Source organism: Haemophilus sp. HMSC71H05, assembly GCF_001838635.1.
Classification (GTDB): Bacteria; Pseudomonadota; Gammaproteobacteria; order Enterobacterales; family Pasteurellaceae; genus Haemophilus_D; species Haemophilus_D parainfluenzae_R.
Genome location: NZ_KV838037.1, coordinates 484,951 through 505,310 on the forward strand (window position 1 = coordinate 484,951; position 20,360 = coordinate 505,310).

Sequence of the window (20,360 nt, forward strand, 5' to 3'; positions counted from 1 at the left end):
TGACCGCACTTGAGTAAGTGCGGTCATTTTTTTAGACGTTTTGAGAACGATAGCGAAAGTTGAAGAAGACAAAGATGCCGAGTGCAATCATCGCTAATGCTGCGCCCGTAAAGCCAATATATTCAAGACCAATATGGCGAGCGATTTGGTTACCAAACAGCGCGCCGGCACCAATACCCGCATTGAAAATACCTGAATAAATGGCACTTGCTACGTCTGTTGCATCTGGTGCAAGTTGCAGTACACGCATTTGTAATGCCAGTCCGATACAAGAAATGCCAATACCCCAAATAAAAGCAAGGGTAAACATGGTGGCGGTATAACTTGCAGAAACAAGCATAAATGCTAAAGAGACTGCCAATAAAATCATTGCCGTACTGATAAATTGGGTTGGACCAAAACGGTATAAGCGGTTAAAGATCACACTTGCGGTAATGCCAGAAACCCCAAATACCAACAAAATTATTGTCGCAAGATTTGGATCTAGTTCGCCGATTTGAACCATAAAGGGTTCAATGTAGGTATAAGCGGTAAAGTGTGCTGAAACAATGATTACCGTTGTGGCATAAAGTCCAATAAGTAATGGACGTTTTGCTAAAATCGGCAGACTAGATAACGAGCCTGCATTTTTACTTGGTAGGTTTGGTAATAAACGCATAATAAATACCATCACAACCAAAGCTAATGCTGCAATGATTGCGAAAGTAATACGCCAACCAACTAATTGACCGACTAAACGGCCTAATGGTAAGCCTAAAATAGTCGCAAGGGATGTACCGATAGCGAGCATACCAATTGCTTGTGTTTTCTTATTCTTCGGTGCCACACGCATCACTAATGATGCGGTAATTGCCCAGAAGAGTGAATGCGCTACCGCAATACACATACGAGCAATGAGAAGAATCCAATAATTCCACGCAATGACCGAGATAATATGGCCGATGATAAAAATAACGAAAAGTTTCAGCAATAAGCCTTTACGTTCCATATCACCTGTCGCGAGCATGGCGGGTAAAGACATAATCATAACCGTCCAAGCATAAACGGTCATCATTAAACCTACATCGGAGCTTTGCATATCAAAACTTTGTCCGATGTCAGTGAGTAACGCAACTGGCACAAATTCCGTGGTGTTAAAAATAAAAGCGGCGCAAGCCATGATGACTACGCGCCAATATTGGGTTCTTTCTGCTTTCTGATAAAATGACATTATTTTAATTTCTCTTTAATTAATTCTTTCAATTGATGACGAAAGTTTTGGTCAATATTCACTTTATACTGTGGTGAGTAGCAACTATCGAAAAAGCGAATAGGCAATGCCAGCTTTTTGTATTTTTCGTTAGTGGATTTTAAGGTTAAATTGACGTCGCATTGTACATTATCTAAATCAATGGCTCCAGCACCTTCAGCTAAAAGTGCGGTTGTTTTTAAGTTTATTTTATCGACTTTAAGCAAATGATTTTCGAATGAAAGGCTTGATTCAAAACGCTCATAAGGCGTGTTCATATTTCTACTCGCGGTTAAATCACTGTTGTAATTAATCGGTAAATACTGTGCCGCCATATCTAGTAGATTAAGTCCTAAAAGTTCACCATCACGTGCATTAAAATCAAATTTCCCTTGAGCTAATTCTGAATTTGCAAAAGCTAATTGAACATTAAAATCACTTGTGCCCGTCATGGTTTGAGGAAAATTAAGTAACGCTAACAACTGTGTTAACGGAAAATTTTTACCAGAAAAATTGACCGCACTTTTTTGCAGATAGCTACTAAATTTGAGTACGGCAAGACAATTCGTGGTGCATGTCGGTCGAATGTAACCAATGGCAAGTTTCTGTGGTTTCGTTAAATCAGCATGAATTTCAATATAGCCTAATTTTTGCTGATTGAATTGCACATCATCAAATTGAATAAGTGATTCACCTTCCTGACGAAGGGCGATATTTCCTTTGTTAAAAAGAAAATCAAAGGTTGCGGTGTTGCCATAAATAGGTTTTTCAAGGTTCACCCAAATATGGTTGCTACCATTAAAAGTAAGATCTTTTTTTAAAAATTGTTTGAGTGCAAAATCTGAAAATGCCATGCGGATATTGGCTGAATTCAATGCATTTTCAGTAAAGCGAGCTTGCTGAATTTGAATTTCGTCAATCGTTGGATTCCCAAAAACGAGTGAAATAAAAGGTAATTTTCCTTCAATTTTTTGTGCAGAAATTGCGTGATATTTAACCTTTTCTAAGGAAATAATAGGCTGTGGAAAGAGGCTAATACTTACCGTTTCAAGTTGAATATCTCGTTTCGTCAGTTGTTCGGTCAAAAGACTCTTAGCTTGTTGAAGCTGAACATAAAAAAAAGCAAAGATCGCAAACAGCACGATCAACAGGCTAATTGCGATCTTTTTCATTGATTAATCCTCATTAATTCGGCTCGCTACCGCATTTTGTTGATGTTTATATTTCGCATCTTTACGACTGGTATACGGGCGAGCAGCTGGACCACTTAAAACTTCAAAACTTAAAGCACCAATTACCATATTAGGACGTAATGCTAAAGGTAATTTGCCAGAGTTGTAGAATTCCAACACAATTTTGCCTTCCCAACCTGGATCGATACGATGTGCGGTTACATGTACCATTAAACCTAAACGAGCAAGTGAAGAACGACCATCTAGCCAACCGATAATATTGGCAGGGAGTTTCACAGACTCTAATGTAGTTGCTAATGCCAACATACCTGGATGTAAGAAGAAGGCTTCATCATCACCGATAATAATTTCGTCACTCATCACTGATTCAAGTTGAGCAGAGACTTCTTCTTTCGGGCCACTTAAATCAATATAAGGCGCGGAATGTTCACGAAATACGCGAAATGAATTGCCTAAACGCACATCAATGGTTGCCCCATTGATTTTGTCATTTTCAGGACGAGGCGTTAAAGAAATAATGCCATCATCTAGATAGCGTTCGATATCGGTATCGCAAAGACGCATGATTTTTCCTATTTTTGGTTTAATAAATGAAGAATTTGAGCTTTTAACATATTAATCGCAATACGGTTTTTACCACCGCGAGGAATCACGATATCCGCATATTGTTTTGATGGCTCAATAAATTGCAAGAACATTGGACGAACAGTTGCACGATATTGGTCAATAACAGATTGTAATGAACGACCACGTTCTTCCATATCACGTTGTAAACGACGGATAAAACAAATGTCTAATGGTGTATCCACGAACACAGAAATATCGGCTAATTGGCGAACTCGCTCATCAGTAAGCAATAAGATCCCTTCTAAAATCACAATTTTCTTTGGCGTAAAGTGTTTGGTTTCGCCTGTTCTGGTATGCTCAACATAACTGTAGACAGGAACATCCACCGCAGTTCCGTTTTTTAAGTCTTTTAAGTGTTGAATAAGTAAATCTCTGTCCATTGAATTCGGGTGGTCGTAGTTCATTTTCACACGTTCACTCATTTCCAAATGACTTTGATCTTTGTAGTAGCTGTCTTCTGCAATGATGCCAATTTCTTGGCAACCTAATTCATTACAAAGTTCTTTGTGAACGGTAGATGCAATGGAGCTTTTCCCTGAAGCGGATGCCCCCGTGATAGCAATGATGATACAAGATGAGTTTGACATAAAACGTCCTCAAAAAACGGAAGGTAAAAATTAGTGGGATTATAAAGAAAAATCAGTTTAAATTCACCTTTCTTTTTTATTTAAATTTTTTAAATTTGTGAAGTAGTTCACGGAATTTTTTTTCGTTTTCGCTTACGATGTGCTCGTTTTTATTATTTCATCAGTGTTATTTATGAGGAGTGTACGATGAAAATGAATAAAATTTCTCTCTCCATTTCAACCGCACTTTTAGCTGCAGGCTTCATGACATCATCAGCTGTTAATGCTCAAGGGCGTTTAGTGGTGTATTGTAGTGCGACTAACATTCTTTGTGAAACGACAACAAAAGCCTTTGGCGAAAAATATGATGTGAAAACCTCATTTATTCGCAACGGTTCAGGCAGTACGTTTGCAAAAGTTGAAGCGGAAAAAAATAACCCACAAGCAGACGTTTGGTTTGGTGGTACATTCGACCCTCAAGCTCAAGCGGCAGAGTTGGGTTTAATCGAACCTTATAAATCTAAACACATTGATGAAATTGTTGAACGTTTCCGTGATCCAGCAAAAACCAAAGGACATTATGTATCCGCTATTTACATGGGTATCTTAGGTTTTGGTGTGAATACCGAGCGTTTAGCAAAATTAGGGATTAAAGAAGTACCAAAATGCTGGAAAGATTTAACCGATCCTCGCTTAAAAGGCGAAGTGCAAATTGCTGACCCACAAAGTGCTGGTACAGCATACACTGCGTTGGCTACTTTCGTTCAACTTTGGGGCGAAGAAAAAGCCTTTGATTTCTTAAAAGCGTTACATCCAAACGTATCTCAATATACTAAATCAGGTGTCACTCCGTCTCGTAATGCAGCACGTGGTGAAACTGCGGTAGGTATCGGCTTCTTACACGATTACGCACTTGAAAAACGTCAAGGTGCGCCGTTGGAATTAGTGGTGCCTTGTGAAGGTACTGGTTACGAGTTAGGTGGCGTAAGTATCTTAAAAGGTGCGCGTAACATCGATAATGCAAAATTATTTGTGGATTGGGCATTATCTAAAGAAGGTCAAGAGTTAGCGTGGAAACAAGGTGATTCTTTACAAATCTTAACCAACACCACAGCGGAACAATCGCCAACAGCGTTTGATCCAAACAAACTTAACCTGATCAATTATGACTTTGAAAAATACGGTGCAACCGAACAACGCAAAGCCTTAATTGAAAAATGGGTTCAAGACGTTAAATTAGCGAAATAGTGTTTAAAGTGCGGTTGAAAAACATGAGATTTTTTGACCGCACTTTTGCCATTTTAGCCCCACTAGCTAGGTTTTTACGTGGGTTTCTACGATGAGCGAATTAGCTCATCTTATTTTATAAACACAGGAGTGGACCAATGAAAATGTCTAACGTTGCTTTAGCACTTTCTGGTGTTGTATTTGGTAGCGTGTTGCTAAGCTCTCACGCATCTGCTGCAGAAGGTCGTTTAGTGGTTTATTGTAGTGCACAAAATACGATGTGTGAGCAAGAAACCATGGCTTTTGAGAAAAAATACGGAATCAAAACCAGTTTTATCCGTGGTGGTACAGGCACAATTTTAGCCAAAATTGATGCAGAAAAAGATAACCCACAAGGGGATGTCTGGTATGGCGGTACGCTTGATCCTCATTCTCAAGCGGGTGAAATGGGCTTACTTGAAGCGTATAAGTCACCAAATCTCGCACAAATTCCTGAACAGTTTAGAGACCCTGCTAAAATTAAGGGCAACTATTCTTCCGCGATTTATCTCGGTGTATTAGGCTTCGGGATTAACCCAGAACGTTTGAAAAAGCTTAATTTACCGACACCAAAATGTTGGAAAGATCTAGCTGATCCAGCGTATCGTAATGAGATCCAAGCAGCCGATCCACAAAGTTCTGGAACAGGTTATACACAATTAGCAACCTATATCCAACTTTGGGGTGAAGATGAAGCATTCAAATATCTCAAAGAACTCAATAAAAATGTTTCTCAATATACCAAATCCGGTAACACCGCAACCCGTAATACAGCGCGTGGTGAAACCGCAATCGGAATTGGTTTTTTACATGAATATTCTTTAGAGAAAGCAAAAGGCGCACCAGTAGAATTAGTCGTACCTTGCGAAGGTACAGGCTATGAAATTGGTGGCGTGAGCATTATTAAAGGTGCAAGAAACCTTGAAAATGCGAAATTATTTGTGGATTGGGCGTTATCAAAAGAAGCGCAAGAGTTAACCTGGAAAAAAGGGGAAGCGTATTCTATTTTAACCAATAGCACCGCTGAGCAATCGCCTTATGCGCTCGATTTTAAATCCATCAATTTAATTAATTATGATTTTGACAAATACGGCTCAAGTGATTTACGTAAACGTTTGATCACAAAATGGGTCGATGATGTAAAATTAGCAAAATAATGATGTATACATAGCGAAATAATAGCTATTATATTATTTCGCTTTTTTCTTTTATGCGAGGTTGTATGAACGCAAATAAACTTCCTATTATCCAATCCGCTAACTTTTGGATAATTCTTGCAGTGATTGCATTTTTTCTTCTACCTTCCCACGCTTTAGATTATGGCTTGTTTGAAAGTACAAGTGATGAATATCTAGGTGCAATGGGTTGGTCTTCATTAGATATTACGGCATTATGGTTTTTACCGGTTATTTTATACGGTTTGATGCCACTTCTTAAATTACCGAAGGATACACAAGCGAAAGCTGAGCTGTATCTTATTGCAGCCGCGACATTATTTATCTTTGTCAGTGCAACAATTTGTAAAGTCAGCATGGGTTATTCAGTGATTGTATTAATCGCGAGTTTAACCGCATTGGCGACGTTTTCTTTCGCTAAATTGAAAGTGATGCAGGGGGATAAATTTATTATTGCCTCTTTACTTTGCATTATCTTATTAATTTTCTTCTTCATCGTTTACCCAACATTGGCGATCTTTGTCTCCATGTTCTATGACGGTGATACTTTTGCACCACAACAAGTGATGCGAATTTTGACTCAAAGCTATATTGTACGTGTGATTAGTAACTCGTTATTCTTATCTGGTTTTGTAGGTATCGTATCAACGATTTTCGGTTTGGCATTTGCACTTTATACCACCCGTATTGCACGTAGAACGGCATTCATTGGTAAAATTTTCTCTATTTTACCTATCGTAACTCCACCATTCGTTGTGGGTTTAGGGGTAACATTGATGCTTGGTCGTTCTGGTTATGTGACTGAGTTCTTAGCTTCAACATTTGGATTTGAGAACCACAACTGGTTATACGGTTTTAACGGGATTGCCATTGCACAGATTCTGGCTTTTGCACCGATTTCATTCATGATTTTAGATGGTGCATTAAAATCTGTTCATCCATCAATTGAAGAAGCGTCTTACACCTTGCGTGCAAATCGTTACCAAACATTCTTCAATATCATTTTCCCATTACTACGTCCGGCATTGGCAAACTCATTCTTAATCGTGTTTATCCAATCCTTAGCGGACTTTAGTAACCCGTTAGTGTTGGGCGGTAGCTTTGACGTCATCGCGACACAAATTTACTTCTATATCGCAGGCTCACAATTAGATTATGCTTCAGCAAGTACCTTAGGTTCGATGCTTTTAATCTTCTCATTGGCCGTATTTATCATCCAATATATTTGGATTGGTAACCGCTCTTATGTGACTGTTTCAGGCAAATCCTATCGTGGCGACGTGCAAGATTTACCAACCGGCTTGAAATATACCATCATCGGCATGCTTGGTTTCTGGGTACTCTTTAACTTAGCGTTATACGGCAGTATTTTCTATGGTAGTTTCACCGTAAACTGGGGGGTGGATTACACCTTAACCTTGAAAAACTATGCGATGTTATTCGGACAAGGCTTAAGCGATGGGGCATGGCCATCATTGATTAATACCTTAATTTACGCAGGAATTGCCGCACCATTGACCGCACTTTTCGGTTTATTAATTGCGTATATTGTGGTGCGTAAAGATTTCCAAGGTAAAAAATCTCTTGAGTTCTTAACCATGCTTTGTTTTGCGGTACCAGGAACCGTTGCAGGGGTATCTTATATTTTAGCCTTTAACAATGCGCCACTTTACATTACAGGTACTAGCATTATCGTGATCATTTCAATGGTGATGCGTGATTTACCAATCGGTATGCGTGCAGCTATTGCAGGTCTTGGTCAATTAGATAAATCACTCGATGAAGCATCTCTTTCTTTAAAAGGTAGCTCATGGAAAACATTATGGTTTATCGTTTTACCATTGTTAAAACCAGCTTTACTTTCTGCATTGGTCACCAGTTTCGTTCGTGCGATGACTACCGTAAGTGCGATTATCTTCTTAGTCACCGCTGATACACGTGTGGCAACAGCCTATATTTTAAACCGTGTAGAAGATGGTGAATATGGTGTTGCTATCGCATACGGTTCGATTTTAATCATCGTAATGATGGCCATTATTTTATTCTTTGACTGGATTGTGGGTGATACCCGAATTTCCCGTTCTAAAGCGAAAAAAATGAATTAACTCGTTAAGTTGTAGGTAAATATTATGAGTAATAATGATTTCTTAGTATTAAAAAATATCACTAAATCTTTTGGTAAATCCACAGTCATTGATAATTTAGATTTAACCATTAAACGTGGCACCATGGTGACCTTATTAGGGCCATCTGGTTGTGGTAAAACCACCGTGTTACGTTTAGTGGCAGGCTTAGAAAACCCAACTTCAGGTCAAATTTTTATTGATGGTGAAGATGTAACCAAATCATCTATTCAAAATCGTGATATTTGTATCGTATTCCAGTCTTACGCATTGTTCCCACATATGAGTATCGGTGATAACGTAGGCTATGGTTTACGTATGCAAGGCGTAGGGAAAGATGAACGCGCTAAACGTGTAAAAGAAGCGTTAGAGTTGGTTGACTTAGCAGGTTTTGAAGATCGTTTTGTGGATCAGATTTCAGGTGGTCAACAACAACGCGTCGCTTTAGCGCGTGCGTTAGTGTTAAAACCGAAAGTATTACTTTTTGATGAACCATTAAGTAACTTAGATGCAAACTTACGTCGTTCTATGCGTGAAAAAATCCGTGAATTACAACAAAGTTTAGGTATTACCTCGCTTTATGTGACTCACGACCAAACCGAAGCATTTGCGGTATCCGATGAAGTTATCGTCATGAATAAAGGTAAAATCATGCAAAAAGCACCGGCAAAAGAGCTTTATTTGCGTCCAAACTCTTTATTCCTTGCAAACTTCATGGGGGAATCGAGCATCTTTGAAGGTAAATTGGAAAATAACACCATTGACGTAAATGGCTACAAATTACCATTAAGCAATGCGGCACAATTCAATTTACCAGATGGTGAATGCTTAGTAGGCGTACGTCCTGAAGCAATTTACTTAAAAGCAGAAGGCGAGGCAGCACAACAATGTGAAATCAAGAGTGCAGTCTATATGGGAAATCACTGGGAAGTGGTGGCAATTTGGGCAGGCAAAGAATTGCTCATTAACACCAAACCAGAAGACTTCAATGCTGATCTCAAACAAGCTTATGTGAATTTCTCTGAACAAGGTATTTTCTTATTGAAGAAAGAGAAATAATACCAATTTAAAGGCGGATGGAAGCATACGCCTTTTCTTTTAAAACCCTTTCAAAATTGACCGCACTTTTCCTTTCATTTTATTTTTCCTAACAGATCTGTATAATACTACCCTTTGAATATAAACGATTACAGGAGGAAAGCATGATAAAACCTGATACTTTACCGCAATTTTTGCGTAATAAAGTCGAGGAAAATGATGCCTTTGGTCTTGTGGAAGGGCTGTGTCAATTATTACGTAGTAGCCCTACAGAAAAAATTTCTCCAACCTTACATTTATTTAAGTTTATCTTAAAGAACGATAAAGAATTAGGCTGTTCTGTTTCGAAATTATTATGTGGTTGGTTATGTGGTTTACGCCTTTACCCGTTGTTTATTAGTAGTGGTATTCTTACGCGTGGCGGTTTTGGGCAAGAAATGAAAACGCGTATTTATGAGCGTTTTAACCCCTCTTTTAAAGATATTAATGATTTACGTGATATTTTTTATTTATTGTTTAGCGATAAAAATGATGCACGCTGGATTGATGCCGTTCCTTTAAAAACGTGGCGAGGCGTATTTGGCGTTTTAACCCGTTATACAGAACAAAAAGATCGGGAACGTTTAAAAAATCATATTGAAAGTGAAGGGTTATTTGCCATTGAGATGCTTTCAATTTGGATTGCAGCTGAAGATATGGATCCTGAGCTGATGCGAATGGAGCCCTCTCTGTTAAATGCTGATTCACCTTTTGTTGCTTTACACCATGAGGTGGTTGATTGGGTAGCGGCGCGTCGCCAATCAATAGATTTTGATGATAGCCATTTACAGGTAATGTTTGATCAATGTAAGGCATTGATTATTGGCTTACAGAAACGTGGGGCGGTAGTGGGATCATCCTTAAATACGGCGTATTTATTGGAACGTCTTTCCCAGACTTTAGAACGATTAGAAACCTTGATGGCGATTTTTGTTTCAAATCGCTATTTACCGCGTCGAATTTTATTATTAACTGGTTGTTTTGCTCGTGCAGCAGCAGAACGACATAGTATTTCGCGACTATGGAAACAAAGCTCAGGATTGATGGCTCGTAGTGTTACGCAGAATGCAGGCGATCATGGTGAGCATTACATTACGCGAGATAAAAAAGAGTATTGGGCAATGTTTTATTCCGCAGCAGGTGGTGGTGTATTAATTGCACTGATGGCGTTATTTAAAACCTATCTAGGTAGCATCATTGATGACAAAGTCTGGAAAGGGATTGCAGAAGGCTTAAATTACGGCTTAGGTTTCATGGTGATCTTTATGTTGCATTTCACAGTTGCAACCAAACAACCCGCCATGACAGCTGCCCGTTTTGCGGAGGCTGTTGAGAAAACGCCTCAAGGTAAAACCGTCAATATGAAATTAGCCCAATTATTAGTGGATGTATTTCGTTCTCAAAGTATTGCGGTGCTAGGCAATGTGCTCATTGCGATGGGCTTAGCTGCATTGATTGCGTTTGGTTACCAATATAAAACAGGTGAGCCGTTGATGAATGCTGATCAAATCGCTTATCAGTTGCATAGCATTGATCCTTTTGCGGGAACCTTATGGTTTGCCGCCATTGCGGGTGTATGGTTATTCTGCTCAGGGATTATTTCGGGCTATTTTGATAACCGAAGCAATTATTTGAATATGCGCATGCGTTTAACACAACATCCGTTATTGAAAAAACTAATGTCTGAAAAGACTCGTGTTAAATTTGCTAATTATATGCATGAGAATTATGGCTCGCTTATCGGTAACCTTTGCTTTGGTATGCTGCTTGGTATTACGGGTGTGGTAGGTTATTTAACGCACCTTCCGTTAGATATTCGTCATGTGGCATTTTCATCTGCGAATGTAGGCTATATTGCTGTGAGTGGACAATTCACCTATTCATTGCTTTTACAATGCATTGGTTTTGTATTGTTGATTGGTTTAGTGAATTTAATTGTCAGTTTTTCATTAACGCTTTGGGTTGCACTGCGTTCTTTGAATGCGGAAATTGAGAGCTGGTGGCCAATTTGGTATGAAGTTTGCCAAATTGTGAAAAAACGACCATTGAGCTTATTTTTTCCCGTTCAATTAGATAAATAATCGGCTTAAGTGCGGTCAAAAATATCAACGTTTTTGACCGCACTTTCTTTTCGGCAAATTTAATTTGCGTTATTATGTTGCTCATCTAATGCTATAACTTTATGAATTATTCTAATGAAACCCACATTTCTTGAACTTCGTCACCTAAGAACCTTGCTTGCTTTAAAGGAAACGGGCAGCGTTTCAATGGCGGCAAAACGTGTTTATTTAACACAATCGGCACTTTCTCATCAAATTAAGTTAATGGAAGAGCAATTCGGTTTACCTCTATTTGAGCGTAAAAGTAATCCGTTGCGTTTTACTGCAGCTGGCGATCGTTTGATTCGTCTTGCCAATGAAATTCTTCCGAAAGTGGTTGATGCAGAACGGGAGCTTGCTCGTGTAAAACATGGTGATGCAGGGCAGTTAAGAATTGCGGTGGAGTGTCATACCTGTTTCGACTGGTTAATGCCTGCGATGGATGAATTTCGTCAGCATTGGAGCTTGGTAGAATTGGATATTGTGTCTGGTTTCCACACTGATCCGGTTGGATTGTTATTATCTCATCGTGCAGATTGGGCTATCGTGTCTGAAGTTGAACAAAATGATGATGTTTTATTTAAGCCGTTATTTTCTTATGAAATGGTGGGAATCTGTTCTAAAGATCATCCATTAGCCAATAAAGAGGTTTGGCAGGCAGAAGATTTCGCTGAAGAAACTTGGGTAACCTATCCCGTGCCTGATGATATGTTGGATTTATATCGTCAAGTGTTGAAACCAAAAGGTATTAATCCGCCACGTCGTACAACGGAGCTAACGATCGCCTTGATCCAGTTAGTAGCGAGTCGTCGTGGCATTGCCACAGTGCCTTATTGGGCGGCATTACCTTATTTAGAAAAAGGGTATGTGGTAGCACGCAAAATTACAGAAGAAGGGTTGTACAGTAACCTCTATGCGGCAATTCGTAAAGAAGATGCCAATTTAGCTTATATCGAAGATTTCCATCAAACAGTAAAAGCACAAAGTTTTTCGACCTTACCTGGTTTGTCTGTTTTAGAGTTGTAGTAGGTCAATATGTCAGAAGTGGTGACAGAAAATCCCATTAAAGCCGCAGCAAAAGCGGCATTTCCTTACAGCATGCCAATGCTTGCCGGCTTTTTATTTTTAGGCATAGCATACGGCATTTACATGAAAGCACTTGGATTCGGTGTTTGGTTCCCCGTTGCAATGGCGGCACTCATTTATGCGGGCTCAGTGGAGTTTATTGCTGCTGCCGCACTCGTTATGCCTTTTTCGCCATTAAGTGTTGCGTTGGTTACGCTAATGGTAAGTGGCCGCCAAATTTTTTATGGTATTTCCATGTTAGAAAAATATGGTGCTCAACTAGGGAAAAAACGTTGGTATTTAATTAGTACCCTAGTAGATGAAAGTTTTTCCCTGAATTATATGGCTAAGATCCCCGATCATTTAGATAAAGGCTGGTACATGTTCTTTGTTAGTTTTTATCTCCACCTCTATTGGGTTGTGGGAGCAGGATTAGGTAACCTATTTGGCTCAATTATACCTTTTGATTTAAAAGGGGTAGAGTTTGGGATGACCGCACTTTTCCTCGTAATCTTTGCTGAAAATTGGCTCAAAGAAAAATCTCATGAAAGCTCATTATTAGGTTTAGGCGTAGCTTTTGCATCGCTGTTAATTGTTGGGAAAGAACACTTTTTAGTGCCAACGCTAATCAGTATCTGGATTTTATTAACGGTACGACGTCCTAAACTTTCATCTAAATTGGAGGCACTAAAATGACATTGATGGAGCAGATTATTACCATTGTGATTTGTATTGTGTGCGTACAATTTACCCGATTATTGCCTTTCTGGATCTTTCCTGCCAATCGCCCTATTCCAGAATATATCCGTTACCTTGGCAAAGTACTGCCTGCCGCGATGTTTGGGATGTTAGTGGTGTATTGCTATAAAAATGTGGATGTATTGAGTGGTTATCACGGTTTGCCCGATTTCATTGCAGGTGCTTTGGTATTGGGGCTACATTTCTGGAAAAAGAACATGTTTCTTTCTATCTCGGCAGGCACAATTTTTTATATGTTTTTAGTGCAAAAAGTCTTTATCTAAACGAATGTTGAGCGAAATAAAAATTTCTTGATATTGCAATCGGTTGCCTTTATTTCGCCTCTTTCCCTGAATTCCTAAATCTTTTATGATGCCGCCTCAATCATTGTTGACGGAGAGATTTATGGAATTTAATTTCATCGAATTATTAGGTTATTTGGCAACATTCTTTGTGGCCGCGTCTTTTTTATTTAAATCGATTGTTTACTTGAGAGTTGTTAATGCAATTGGAGCGGTACTTTTTGTCGTTTACAGTTTGATCATCAAATCTTATCCAGTTGCGCTTCTAAACGCATTCTTAGTTTTCGTTAACTTATATCAACTTTATCGTTTGAAAAAAGAGCAGCCGGCATCAAAAGTGCTTAAATAATTGACCGCACTTTTCCACGATTTACCCCCATATTTGATATAAGGCAATCACCAGTGGCATAGTAAACATACAAAGCAGCGTCGTTACACCATAAATGGCGCTGGCTTTCTGTGGATTATTGTTATAAATCACCGCCATTTGTGTCACAGTTGAAGCGGATGGGCTCGTGGTTGCTAAAAAGCTAATCAACACAATAATTTCCCCTTTTTCAGCCCAATGTACAAACCCAATCAGTTTTATTAATACCAATAATGCAATCGGAATAAGTAACAAGCGCAAAAGTGTGACTAAATAAATGCGTTTGGATGATACGATGCTCCGTAAAGGAATTGCCGCAATCAGCATACCCGCAACAAGCATAGCATTCGGACCAATAAATAAGCCAATCGAAGAGAGTGTACCATTGATAATACTTGGTAATTTTATTTGAAAAGCAAATAAAAATGCTCCGACGAGAATTGACCAAATATTGATGTTTTTGGCAATCATCTTCAAGGATAAATTTCCTTTTCCTACAATAATCAAACGGCAATGCGTCCAAAATAGAAAGGTTTGAACCACAATAAAACAGCTGGCGTAAATGACCCATTCTTTGCCAAATAACGATATCACAATTGGAATAATTAAGTTACCAGAATTGGAATAAATGGAAGTGGCATGTTCAATAGGATCAAGGTTTAATAGGCGCTTTAACAGACTGCCAATAATAATCAGAATAACCTGAAGAAACACCGCCATAAGCAGTGAAAGCTGTAAACCTTGCAAAATTTCAGGCGTGTAATCAATTTGAAAGGCTTCAATCATCACTGCAGGACTGATAACATAAAGCCCAATAACGGAAAGCGTCTTGCTATCTTCTGATTTTAATAGTTTTGATTTAACCAACCCATAGCCAATAAGTACAATGAGTGTCAGTTCAATAATTTTAGTGCCGAGTAAAAAAGCGATGTCCATAGTGAATATTGATGAGATAAATTAGTGCTATGAAAGAAGAAAAGGGCAAATAATTTGCCCTTTAAATTGATCTAGGTTACTCCCACTCGATAGTTGCTGGGGGTTTTCCGCTGATGTCGTACACCACGCGGGAAATGCCATTCACTTCATTGATAATACGGTTAGACACTTTGCCTAATAAATCATAAGGCAAGTGAGCCCAATGTGCGGTCATAAAATCGATTGTTTCTACCGCACGTAGTGAGATAACCCAATCGTATTTACGGCCATCGCCCATCACACCTACAGATTTCACAGGTAAGAACACGCTGAAAGCCTGACTGGTTTTTTCATACCAACCGCTGTTGCGTAATTCTTCGATAAAGATCGCATCTGCACGGCGTAATAAATCGCAGTATTCTTTTTTCACTTCGCCTAATACACGCACGCCTAAACCTGGGCCAGGGAATGGGTGGCGGTTGATCATTTCAGCTGGTAAGCCTAATGCTAAACCGATTTTACGCACTTCGTCTTTAAATAATTCACGTAGCGGTTCAACCAAGCCAAGTTTCATATAGTCCGGTAAGCCACCTACATTGTGGTGTGATTTAATCACATGCGCTTTACCGGTTTTGCTTGCTGCGGATTCGATTACGTCAGGGTAGATTGTACCTTGTGCCAACCATTTTACGTTAGTGAGTTTTTTCGATTCATCATCGAATACATCCACGAATACTTTACCGATAATTTTACGTTTTGCTTCAGGATCAGATACGCCAGCAAGTTCGCCTAAGAAACGACTTTCAGCATCAACACGGGTAATGTTCAAGCCGAATTTATCGCCAAACATTTCCATGACTTGATCGCCTTCGTGTAAGCGGAGTAAACCGTTATCCACGAATACGCAGTGTAAGTTTTTGCCGATAGCACGGTGTAAAAGTAATGCAACCACAGAAGAGTCCACACCACCAGATAAACCTAAAATCACTTCATCATCGCCCACTTGTTCTTTAATGCGAGCAACGGCATCTTCGATAATGTTTTCTGCTGTCCATTTGGTTTCGCAACCACAAATGTTCACTACGAAATTCATCAATAATTCCAAACCTTTTTTGGTATGGGTTACTTCAGGGTGGAATTGTACACCGTAGAAACGACGATTTTCGTCAGACATTGCGGCAATTGGACAGGTTGGAGTCGTACCAGTAACTTGGAAGTTTTCAGGTAAGCGCGTGACTTTATCGCCATGACTCATCCATACATCCAATTTGCTATCGCCATCATTTAAATGAGCAAAAAGTGCGGTCGGATTATCCATTAAAACAGAAGCGTAGCCGAATTCACGATGATCAGAGGTCTCAGTTAAACCGCCAAGTTGCATCGCCATGGTTTGCATACCGTAACAAATACCCAATACAGGCACACCGGCATTAAATACATATTCTGGTGCACGCGGACTGTTTTCTTCAGTGGTACTTTCTGGACCGCCAGAAAGAATGATACCGTCTGGATTAAATTCACGGATTTGTTCTTCAGTCACATCCCACGCCCAAAGTTCGCAGTAAACACCAATTTCACGCACACGACGTGCAATCAGTTGAGTATATTGTGAACCAAAGTCGAGGATCAGAATTTTATGGTTGTGGATGTTTGTCATTTTTTACCTTATGTTAGTTTGACGTGGTCATATTGATGTAGGTTCCACCTTGACCATCGCTGATATATTTAATTTTAAATACTTCAGTTTGATTACAGCCTTTTACTGTCCAAGTTTCATATGCTGAATCAACAGTAGATGTTTTAGGGTTGATTTTTGCATCATTGATCTGAGTATGAATTTGTTTTGGTGTACAATTATGGATTGCTCTAAAAGCCAGATTGATATTACGTTCTGTATCTGATTTTAGTAAAGAACTTGCCGTTGTTTCTCCAGTATAAGTTGGTCCGAAAAGCGCACAACTTGATATGATAAACGGAATGAGTAATGCTAGTTTTTTCATTTTAGTCCTTTTAGTTGCCCAAAATATTTCAAAAGAGCGGTTAAATAAACCGCTCTTTTATCAATTAGCCCATACGATAGTTTGGCGCTTCTTTAGTAATAGTTACATCGTGAACATGGCTTTCTTTAATACCAGCACCACTGATGCGAACGAATTCTGCTTTCGTGCGTAATTCCTCGATGGTTGCGCAGCCAGTTAAGCCCATGCAAGAACGTAAACCACCCATTTGTTGGTGGATGATTTCTTTTAAGTAACCTTTGTATGGAATACGGCCTTCGATACCTTCTGGTACGAGTTTGTCTGCAGCGTTATCAGATTGGAAGTAGCGGTCAGATGAGCCTTTCGCCATCGCACCTAATGAACCCATACCACGGTAAGATTTAAATGCACGACCTTGATAAAGTTCGATTTCACCTGGCGCTTCTTCAGTACCTGCGAACATAGAACCAACCATTACACAGCTCGCACCTGCTGCGATAGCTTTTGCAATATCACCAGAGAAACGGATACCACCGTCCGCGATAACTGGAATGCCACGATCTTTTAATGCAGCCGCTGCATCTGCGATAGCAGTAATTTGTGGAACACCTACACCAGTCACGATACGAGTGGTACAAATAGAGCCAGGACCGATACCTACTTTCACTGCGCTTGCACCCGCATCTGCTAATGCAATTGCACCTTCAGCAGTCGCTACGTTACCCGCAACAATAGGTAAGTTTGGATATTTTGCACGAGTTTCACGAACACGTTGTAATACGCCTTCTGAGTGACCATGAGAAGAGTCGATTAACAACACATCAACACCGGCTTTCACTAATGCATCAATACGCTCTTCATTACCTGGACCCGCACCTACAGCCGCACCGACACGTAAACGACCAAATTCATCTTTACATGCGTTCGGTTTTTGTTCCGCTTTTTGGAAGTCTTTAACGGTGATCATACCTTTTAATTTGAAAGCATCATCTACAACAAGCACTTTCTCTACGCGGTTTTTGTGCATTAATTCCAAAATCGTTTCACGGCTTGCACCTTCTTTTACGGTGACTAAGTCTTCTTTTTTCGTCATTAATTGTGAAACGGTTTTACTTAAGTCTTTTACGAAACGTGTGTCGCGACCAGTGATGATACCGATTAAGTTATTTTCATCATCGACAACAGGGTATCCTGCGAAGCCGTTTTTCTTTACCATTTCAGCAAGTGATGCAAGGGTTAAATCGGGCGAAACAGTTACAGGTTCAGATACGATACCACTTTCAAATTTTTTCACTTTACGAACACGATCCGCTTGGCGTTCGATCGTCATATTTTTGTGAATAAACCCGATACCACCTTCTTGTGCTAAAGAGATCGCTAATTTGGTTTCTGTGACAGTATCCATCGCAGCAGAAAGCATAGGAATATTTAAGCGAATTTCTTTGGTGAGTTGAGTTGAGAGGTTAGCTGTGTTCGGAAGAACAGTTGAATGAGCGGGGACGAGTAGAACGTCGTCAAAAGTCAGAGCTTCTTGTTTGATTCTAAGCATGGCAATATCTCACTGTTAAGAATTGTGTTAAAAAATATTGCGGCGGGATTATACAGATTTTTCATGTGCTTGAAAATGAATTTTTTCGCTTTTATGGTAAGATTTGCCAAGGTTTTTATAAGAAGGAATAAATATGCCATCATTATTGGATTGTTTATCGGATTGCCAACCTAAAGTGCGGTCAGATTTGATGTCGTTTTTAAATATTACGTCAAATGAATTGGCGCAAGAAATGGCATTATTGCGAGAAGCAGGATTGAATATTCGAGAAGAAAATGAGGTTTATCTGCTTGTGCCAGAAATGCCTTTGTTAAATCCGCAAGCAATTTCGACCGTACTTTCACCTTATTCCGTGCATTATCATCGAACCATTTCTTCAACAAATGAATTTATAACGAATCAAATTAATCACTTAAAAAAAGGCGATTTGTGCCTCGCAGAATATCAAACTGCTGGGCGAGGACGTCGTGGTCGCCAATGGCTTTCACCGTTTGCAGGGCAGTTAATTTTCAGTTTTTATTGGACGATAGATCCTAAAAAAGCATTGGATGGATTAAGTTTGGTGATTGGTTTAGCTATTGCAGAAGCGTTAAATGCGAAAGTGAAATGGCCAAATGATATTTTGCTTTCAGGGCGAAAATTAGGTGGTATTTTGGTGGAGATCATTAATCACAAGAATGGGTTGCTTAATTTAGTGGTTGGTATTGGGATCAATGTAAAATTGCCACAATCAACCGAAATTAGTCAGCCGTATGCACAGCTAACTGAGCAGGATCTAAATATAGATCGTGAAAAGATCCTTATTAAAGTGATTCAACGTATTTATTCTCGCTTAGCTCAATTTGAAGAAAAGGGCATTGATGAGGAATTTATGCAACAATGGATAAACCATAATGAATTTTTTGGTGATGAAGTGAATGTCTTTACTGAACAAGGCGCGATTTCAGGTATAGAGCAGGGAATTGATAAACGCGGTTATTTAAAAGTCATAACCGATGAAGGTGAACGGTATTTTAATGCCGGAGAAGTTTCTTTAAGAAGGAAGTAAATAAAAAGTGCGGTCGAAATTAACCGCACTTTTTATATATATGCTAAACCACTTTCTGAATCAGTGCTGAAATGTCATCTGCAAATTTTTCATCTCTTGCCATTTTCTCAATTTCCTCAGCAGAATATTTTTCACCGTCATACACAGTAACAATACTGAGATCATTGGGTTGCAAGAAATGTGTTTCACCGAACTCGGTATAACGGGTGGCGCCAATACTAATAATCGCTTGTTCAGGATAGTTTGCTTGCTCTAATAAAGAAGCAATATGATTCATTGGTCCCTCATCGGGTTGATTATTCATTCTATCCACGATCCAATCTAATAATTGTTGATGGAAATAGCTATAACCAATCGCTGGGCTATCAATGCCATAAGTATTGAGTTCGCCATTTCGTTTATGGAAGCATGCAATACGATATTGATCAATTTCACTTCCTTTAATAAAGGAAGAAAGTGGAATTAGTTTTGATGAAATACCTTTACTTGCCGCACCCCAGTTTTTCTTTTCACAGATTTTTTTCGCATTAGGGCGACGAATAGAGCAATCATTATAGGCTGCAAAATAGCTCGGAATAATTTGCTCAATTTGCTTTCCTTTATAGATAAGCTCACAAATAAGCGCAATTTCAGGTTCAATTTGAAGATTATCCGCACCTTGTGGAAAGTTAATTTGATTGTGACTTAAAGGAAAGGTAGAAAGAAAACCCGCTTTTTTGCTTGGTACATAAAACGGGAAAATCGCTTTGGGTTGAATAGCATTTTCTGTTTTTACTTGAGTGAAATCAGCTGCTTCGCCGGCTTGTTCTAAATGTCCTGCGAAATTGCCTGCTATACCGAAACCAATCATTTGCTCAAAATTCATAACTACCTCATTAAAATGCTTACTCTTTGGTGGTAATTTACCTTGAATATTGAACAAAGACAATTCACTTTGATGATTAAATCATCAGACAATAAAAAAATTGAATTTTTTTGTAAAAAAGCACTTGCAAAGAATTCTGAAAGTCCTATAATACGCCCCACACAACGACGCGCTGTTG

Annotated in this window: 19 protein-coding genes; 10 read left to right on the plus strand and 9 right to left on the minus strand. The window is 39.2% G+C overall.

Annotated features, from left to right (window positions below; all coding sequences use genetic code 11):
• Nucleotides 1–31 precede the first annotated feature (31 nt).
• The 4 genes from HMPREF3279_RS08750 to udk are packed head-to-tail and all read right to left on the minus strand — an operon-like array spanning nt 32 to nt 3,635.
• A complete protein-coding gene (locus tag HMPREF3279_RS08750; protein ID WP_070868904.1) occupies nt 32–1,210 on the minus strand; it encodes a sugar transporter in 1,179 nt (392 codons plus the stop codon).
• Nucleotides 1,210–2,400 (minus strand): AsmA-like C-terminal region-containing protein, encoded by a 1,191-nt coding sequence (locus HMPREF3279_RS08755; protein ID WP_070868905.1) that lies wholly within the window; start codon nt 2,398–2,400, stop codon nt 1,210–1,212. The genes HMPREF3279_RS08750 and HMPREF3279_RS08755 overlap by 1 nt, the downstream gene beginning before the upstream one ends.
• A 3-nt stretch (nt 2,401–2,403) precedes the next feature.
• The gene (gene dcd, locus HMPREF3279_RS08760; RefSeq protein WP_005696382.1) at nt 2,404–2,985 is read right to left on the minus strand and encodes a dCTP deaminase; all 582 of its coding nucleotides are present in this window, start codon (nt 2,983–2,985) and stop codon (nt 2,404–2,406) included.
• An 8-nt stretch (nt 2,986–2,993) separates the two neighbouring features.
• Nucleotides 2,994–3,635 carry a uridine kinase gene (gene udk / locus HMPREF3279_RS08765; protein ID WP_070868906.1) on the minus strand — a complete coding sequence of 214 codons (642 nt, stop codon included), beginning with the start codon at nt 3,633–3,635 and terminating at the stop codon, nt 2,994–2,996.
• Nucleotides 3,636–3,821: 186 nt separating this feature from the next.
• Between udk and HMPREF3279_RS08770 the strand changes: the two genes are divergently transcribed.
• The 9 genes from HMPREF3279_RS08770 to HMPREF3279_RS08810 all read left to right on the plus strand — a co-directional run bounded on the left by HMPREF3279_RS08770 (nt 3,822) and on the right by HMPREF3279_RS08810 (nt 13,808).
• Entirely contained in the window at nt 3,822–4,862 is a 1,041-nt protein-coding gene (locus HMPREF3279_RS08770) for an ABC transporter substrate-binding protein (protein WP_005697792.1), read from the plus strand.
• Between the two features lie 137 nt (nt 4,863–4,999).
• Complete coding sequence (locus HMPREF3279_RS08775; RefSeq protein WP_070868907.1) at nt 5,000–6,037, plus strand: ABC transporter substrate-binding protein; 1,038 nt, start codon at nt 5,000–5,002, stop codon at nt 6,035–6,037.
• Nucleotides 6,038–6,102: 65 nt separating this feature from the next.
• Nucleotides 6,103–8,160 (plus strand): ABC transporter permease, encoded by a 2,058-nt coding sequence (locus HMPREF3279_RS08780; RefSeq protein WP_070868908.1) that lies wholly within the window; start codon nt 6,103–6,105, stop codon nt 8,158–8,160.
• A gap of 24 nt (nt 8,161–8,184) precedes the next feature.
• Complete coding sequence (gene fbpC / locus HMPREF3279_RS08785; protein ID WP_070868909.1) at nt 8,185–9,237, plus strand: ferric ABC transporter ATP-binding protein; 1,053 nt, start codon at nt 8,185–8,187, stop codon at nt 9,235–9,237.
• 143 nt (nt 9,238–9,380) lie between these two features.
• Nucleotides 9,381–11,336 carry a site-specific recombinase gene (locus HMPREF3279_RS08790; RefSeq protein ID WP_070868910.1) on the plus strand — a complete coding sequence of 652 codons (1,956 nt, stop codon included), beginning with the start codon at nt 9,381–9,383 and terminating at the stop codon, nt 11,334–11,336.
• Nucleotides 11,337–11,450: 114 nt separating this feature from the next.
• A complete protein-coding gene (locus tag HMPREF3279_RS08795; RefSeq protein WP_005697769.1) occupies nt 11,451–12,380 on the plus strand; it encodes a LysR family transcriptional regulator in 930 nt (309 codons plus the stop codon).
• Nucleotides 12,381–12,389: 9 nt separating this feature from the next.
• Nucleotides 12,390–13,115, plus strand: a complete 726-nt coding sequence (azlC, locus tag HMPREF3279_RS08800; protein WP_049362213.1) for an azaleucine resistance protein AzlC — start codon at nt 12,390–12,392, stop codon at nt 13,113–13,115.
• Complete coding sequence (locus HMPREF3279_RS08805; RefSeq protein ID WP_070868911.1) at nt 13,112–13,441, plus strand: branched-chain amino acid transporter permease; 330 nt, start codon at nt 13,112–13,114, stop codon at nt 13,439–13,441. The genes azlC and HMPREF3279_RS08805 overlap by 4 nt, the downstream gene beginning before the upstream one ends.
• A 121-nt stretch (nt 13,442–13,562) precedes the next feature.
• The gene (locus tag HMPREF3279_RS08810) at nt 13,563–13,808 is read left to right on the plus strand and encodes a YgjV family protein (RefSeq protein ID WP_070868912.1); all 246 of its coding nucleotides are present in this window, start codon (nt 13,563–13,565) and stop codon (nt 13,806–13,808) included.
• A 21-nt stretch (nt 13,809–13,829) separates the two neighbouring features.
• Here the strand turns inward: HMPREF3279_RS08810 and HMPREF3279_RS08815 are convergent, their stop codons facing one another.
• The 4 genes from HMPREF3279_RS08815 to guaB all read right to left on the minus strand — a co-directional run bounded on the left by HMPREF3279_RS08815 (nt 13,830) and on the right by guaB (nt 18,269).
• On the minus strand, nt 13,830–14,762 hold the full coding sequence (locus HMPREF3279_RS08815; RefSeq protein ID WP_070868913.1) for an AEC family transporter: 933 nt from the start codon (nt 14,760–14,762) through the stop codon (nt 13,830–13,832).
• A 76-nt stretch (nt 14,763–14,838) separates the two neighbouring features.
• A complete protein-coding gene (guaA, locus tag HMPREF3279_RS08820) occupies nt 14,839–16,398 on the minus strand; it encodes a glutamine-hydrolyzing GMP synthase (RefSeq protein ID WP_049372435.1) in 1,560 nt (519 codons plus the stop codon).
• 13 nt (nt 16,399–16,411) lie between these two features.
• Nucleotides 16,412–16,741, minus strand: coding sequence for a hypothetical protein (locus HMPREF3279_RS08825; RefSeq protein ID WP_049365428.1), 330 nt, complete (start codon nt 16,739–16,741; stop codon nt 16,412–16,414).
• A 64-nt stretch (nt 16,742–16,805) separates the two neighbouring features.
• Nucleotides 16,806–18,269: an IMP dehydrogenase gene (guaB, locus tag HMPREF3279_RS08830; RefSeq protein ID WP_070868914.1), complete on the minus strand. Its 1,464-nt coding sequence runs from the start codon at nt 18,267–18,269 to the stop codon at nt 16,806–16,808.
• 133 nt (nt 18,270–18,402) lie between these two features.
• On the opposite strand from guaB, the gene birA reads away from it, so the two are divergent.
• Nucleotides 18,403–19,317, plus strand: a complete 915-nt coding sequence (gene birA / locus HMPREF3279_RS08835) for a bifunctional biotin--[acetyl-CoA-carboxylase] ligase/biotin operon repressor BirA (protein WP_070868915.1) — start codon at nt 18,403–18,405, stop codon at nt 19,315–19,317.
• 43 nt (nt 19,318–19,360) lie between these two features.
• Here the strand turns inward: birA and HMPREF3279_RS08840 are convergent, their stop codons facing one another.
• Entirely contained in the window at nt 19,361–20,182 is an 822-nt protein-coding gene (locus tag HMPREF3279_RS08840; protein ID WP_070868916.1) for a DUF5718 family protein, read from the minus strand.
• Nucleotides 20,183–20,360 lie beyond the last annotated feature (178 nt).

What these genes read in the sequence shown, in the direction of transcription:
- HMPREF3279_RS08770 (WP_005697792.1), top strand. Translation starts at nt 3,822, where the DNA reads ATGAAAATGAATAAAATTTCTCTCTCCATTTCAACCGCACTTTTAGCT.
- HMPREF3279_RS08805 (WP_070868911.1), top strand. Translation starts at nt 13,112, where the DNA reads ATGACATTGATGGAGCAGATTATTACCATTGTGATTTGTATTGTGTGC.
- HMPREF3279_RS08795 (WP_005697769.1), top strand. Translation starts at nt 11,451, where the DNA reads ATGAAACCCACATTTCTTGAACTTCGTCACCTAAGAACCTTGCTTGCT.
- dcd (WP_005696382.1), bottom strand. Translation starts at nt 2,985, where the DNA reads ATGCGTCTTTGCGATACCGATATCGAACGCTATCTAGATGATGGCATT.
- HMPREF3279_RS08775 (WP_070868907.1), top strand. Translation starts at nt 5,000, where the DNA reads ATGAAAATGTCTAACGTTGCTTTAGCACTTTCTGGTGTTGTATTTGGT.
- HMPREF3279_RS08825 (WP_049365428.1), bottom strand. Translation starts at nt 16,741, where the DNA reads ATGAAAAAACTAGCATTACTCATTCCGTTTATCATATCAAGTTGTGCG.
- azlC (WP_049362213.1), top strand. Translation starts at nt 12,390, where the DNA reads ATGTCAGAAGTGGTGACAGAAAATCCCATTAAAGCCGCAGCAAAAGCG.
- HMPREF3279_RS08840 (WP_070868916.1), bottom strand. Translation starts at nt 20,182, where the DNA reads ATGAATTTTGAGCAAATGATTGGTTTCGGTATAGCAGGCAATTTCGCA.
- HMPREF3279_RS08810 (WP_070868912.1), top strand. Translation starts at nt 13,563, where the DNA reads ATGGAATTTAATTTCATCGAATTATTAGGTTATTTGGCAACATTCTTT.
- HMPREF3279_RS08815 (WP_070868913.1), bottom strand. Translation starts at nt 14,762, where the DNA reads ATGGACATCGCTTTTTTACTCGGCACTAAAATTATTGAACTGACACTC.
- udk (WP_070868906.1), bottom strand. Translation starts at nt 3,635, where the DNA reads ATGTCAAACTCATCTTGTATCATCATTGCTATCACGGGGGCATCCGCT.
- HMPREF3279_RS08780 (WP_070868908.1), top strand. Translation starts at nt 6,103, where the DNA reads ATGAACGCAAATAAACTTCCTATTATCCAATCCGCTAACTTTTGGATA.
- guaB (WP_070868914.1), bottom strand. Translation starts at nt 18,269, where the DNA reads ATGCTTAGAATCAAACAAGAAGCTCTGACTTTTGACGACGTTCTACTC.
- HMPREF3279_RS08750 (WP_070868904.1), bottom strand. Translation starts at nt 1,210, where the DNA reads ATGTCATTTTATCAGAAAGCAGAAAGAACCCAATATTGGCGCGTAGTC.
- guaA (WP_049372435.1), bottom strand. Translation starts at nt 16,398, where the DNA reads ATGACAAACATCCACAACCATAAAATTCTGATCCTCGACTTTGGTTCA.
- birA (WP_070868915.1), top strand. Translation starts at nt 18,403, where the DNA reads ATGCCATCATTATTGGATTGTTTATCGGATTGCCAACCTAAAGTGCGG.
- HMPREF3279_RS08755 (WP_070868905.1), bottom strand. Translation starts at nt 2,400, where the DNA reads ATGAAAAAGATCGCAATTAGCCTGTTGATCGTGCTGTTTGCGATCTTT.
- fbpC (WP_070868909.1), top strand. Translation starts at nt 8,185, where the DNA reads ATGAGTAATAATGATTTCTTAGTATTAAAAAATATCACTAAATCTTTT.
- HMPREF3279_RS08790 (WP_070868910.1), top strand. Translation starts at nt 9,381, where the DNA reads ATGATAAAACCTGATACTTTACCGCAATTTTTGCGTAATAAAGTCGAG.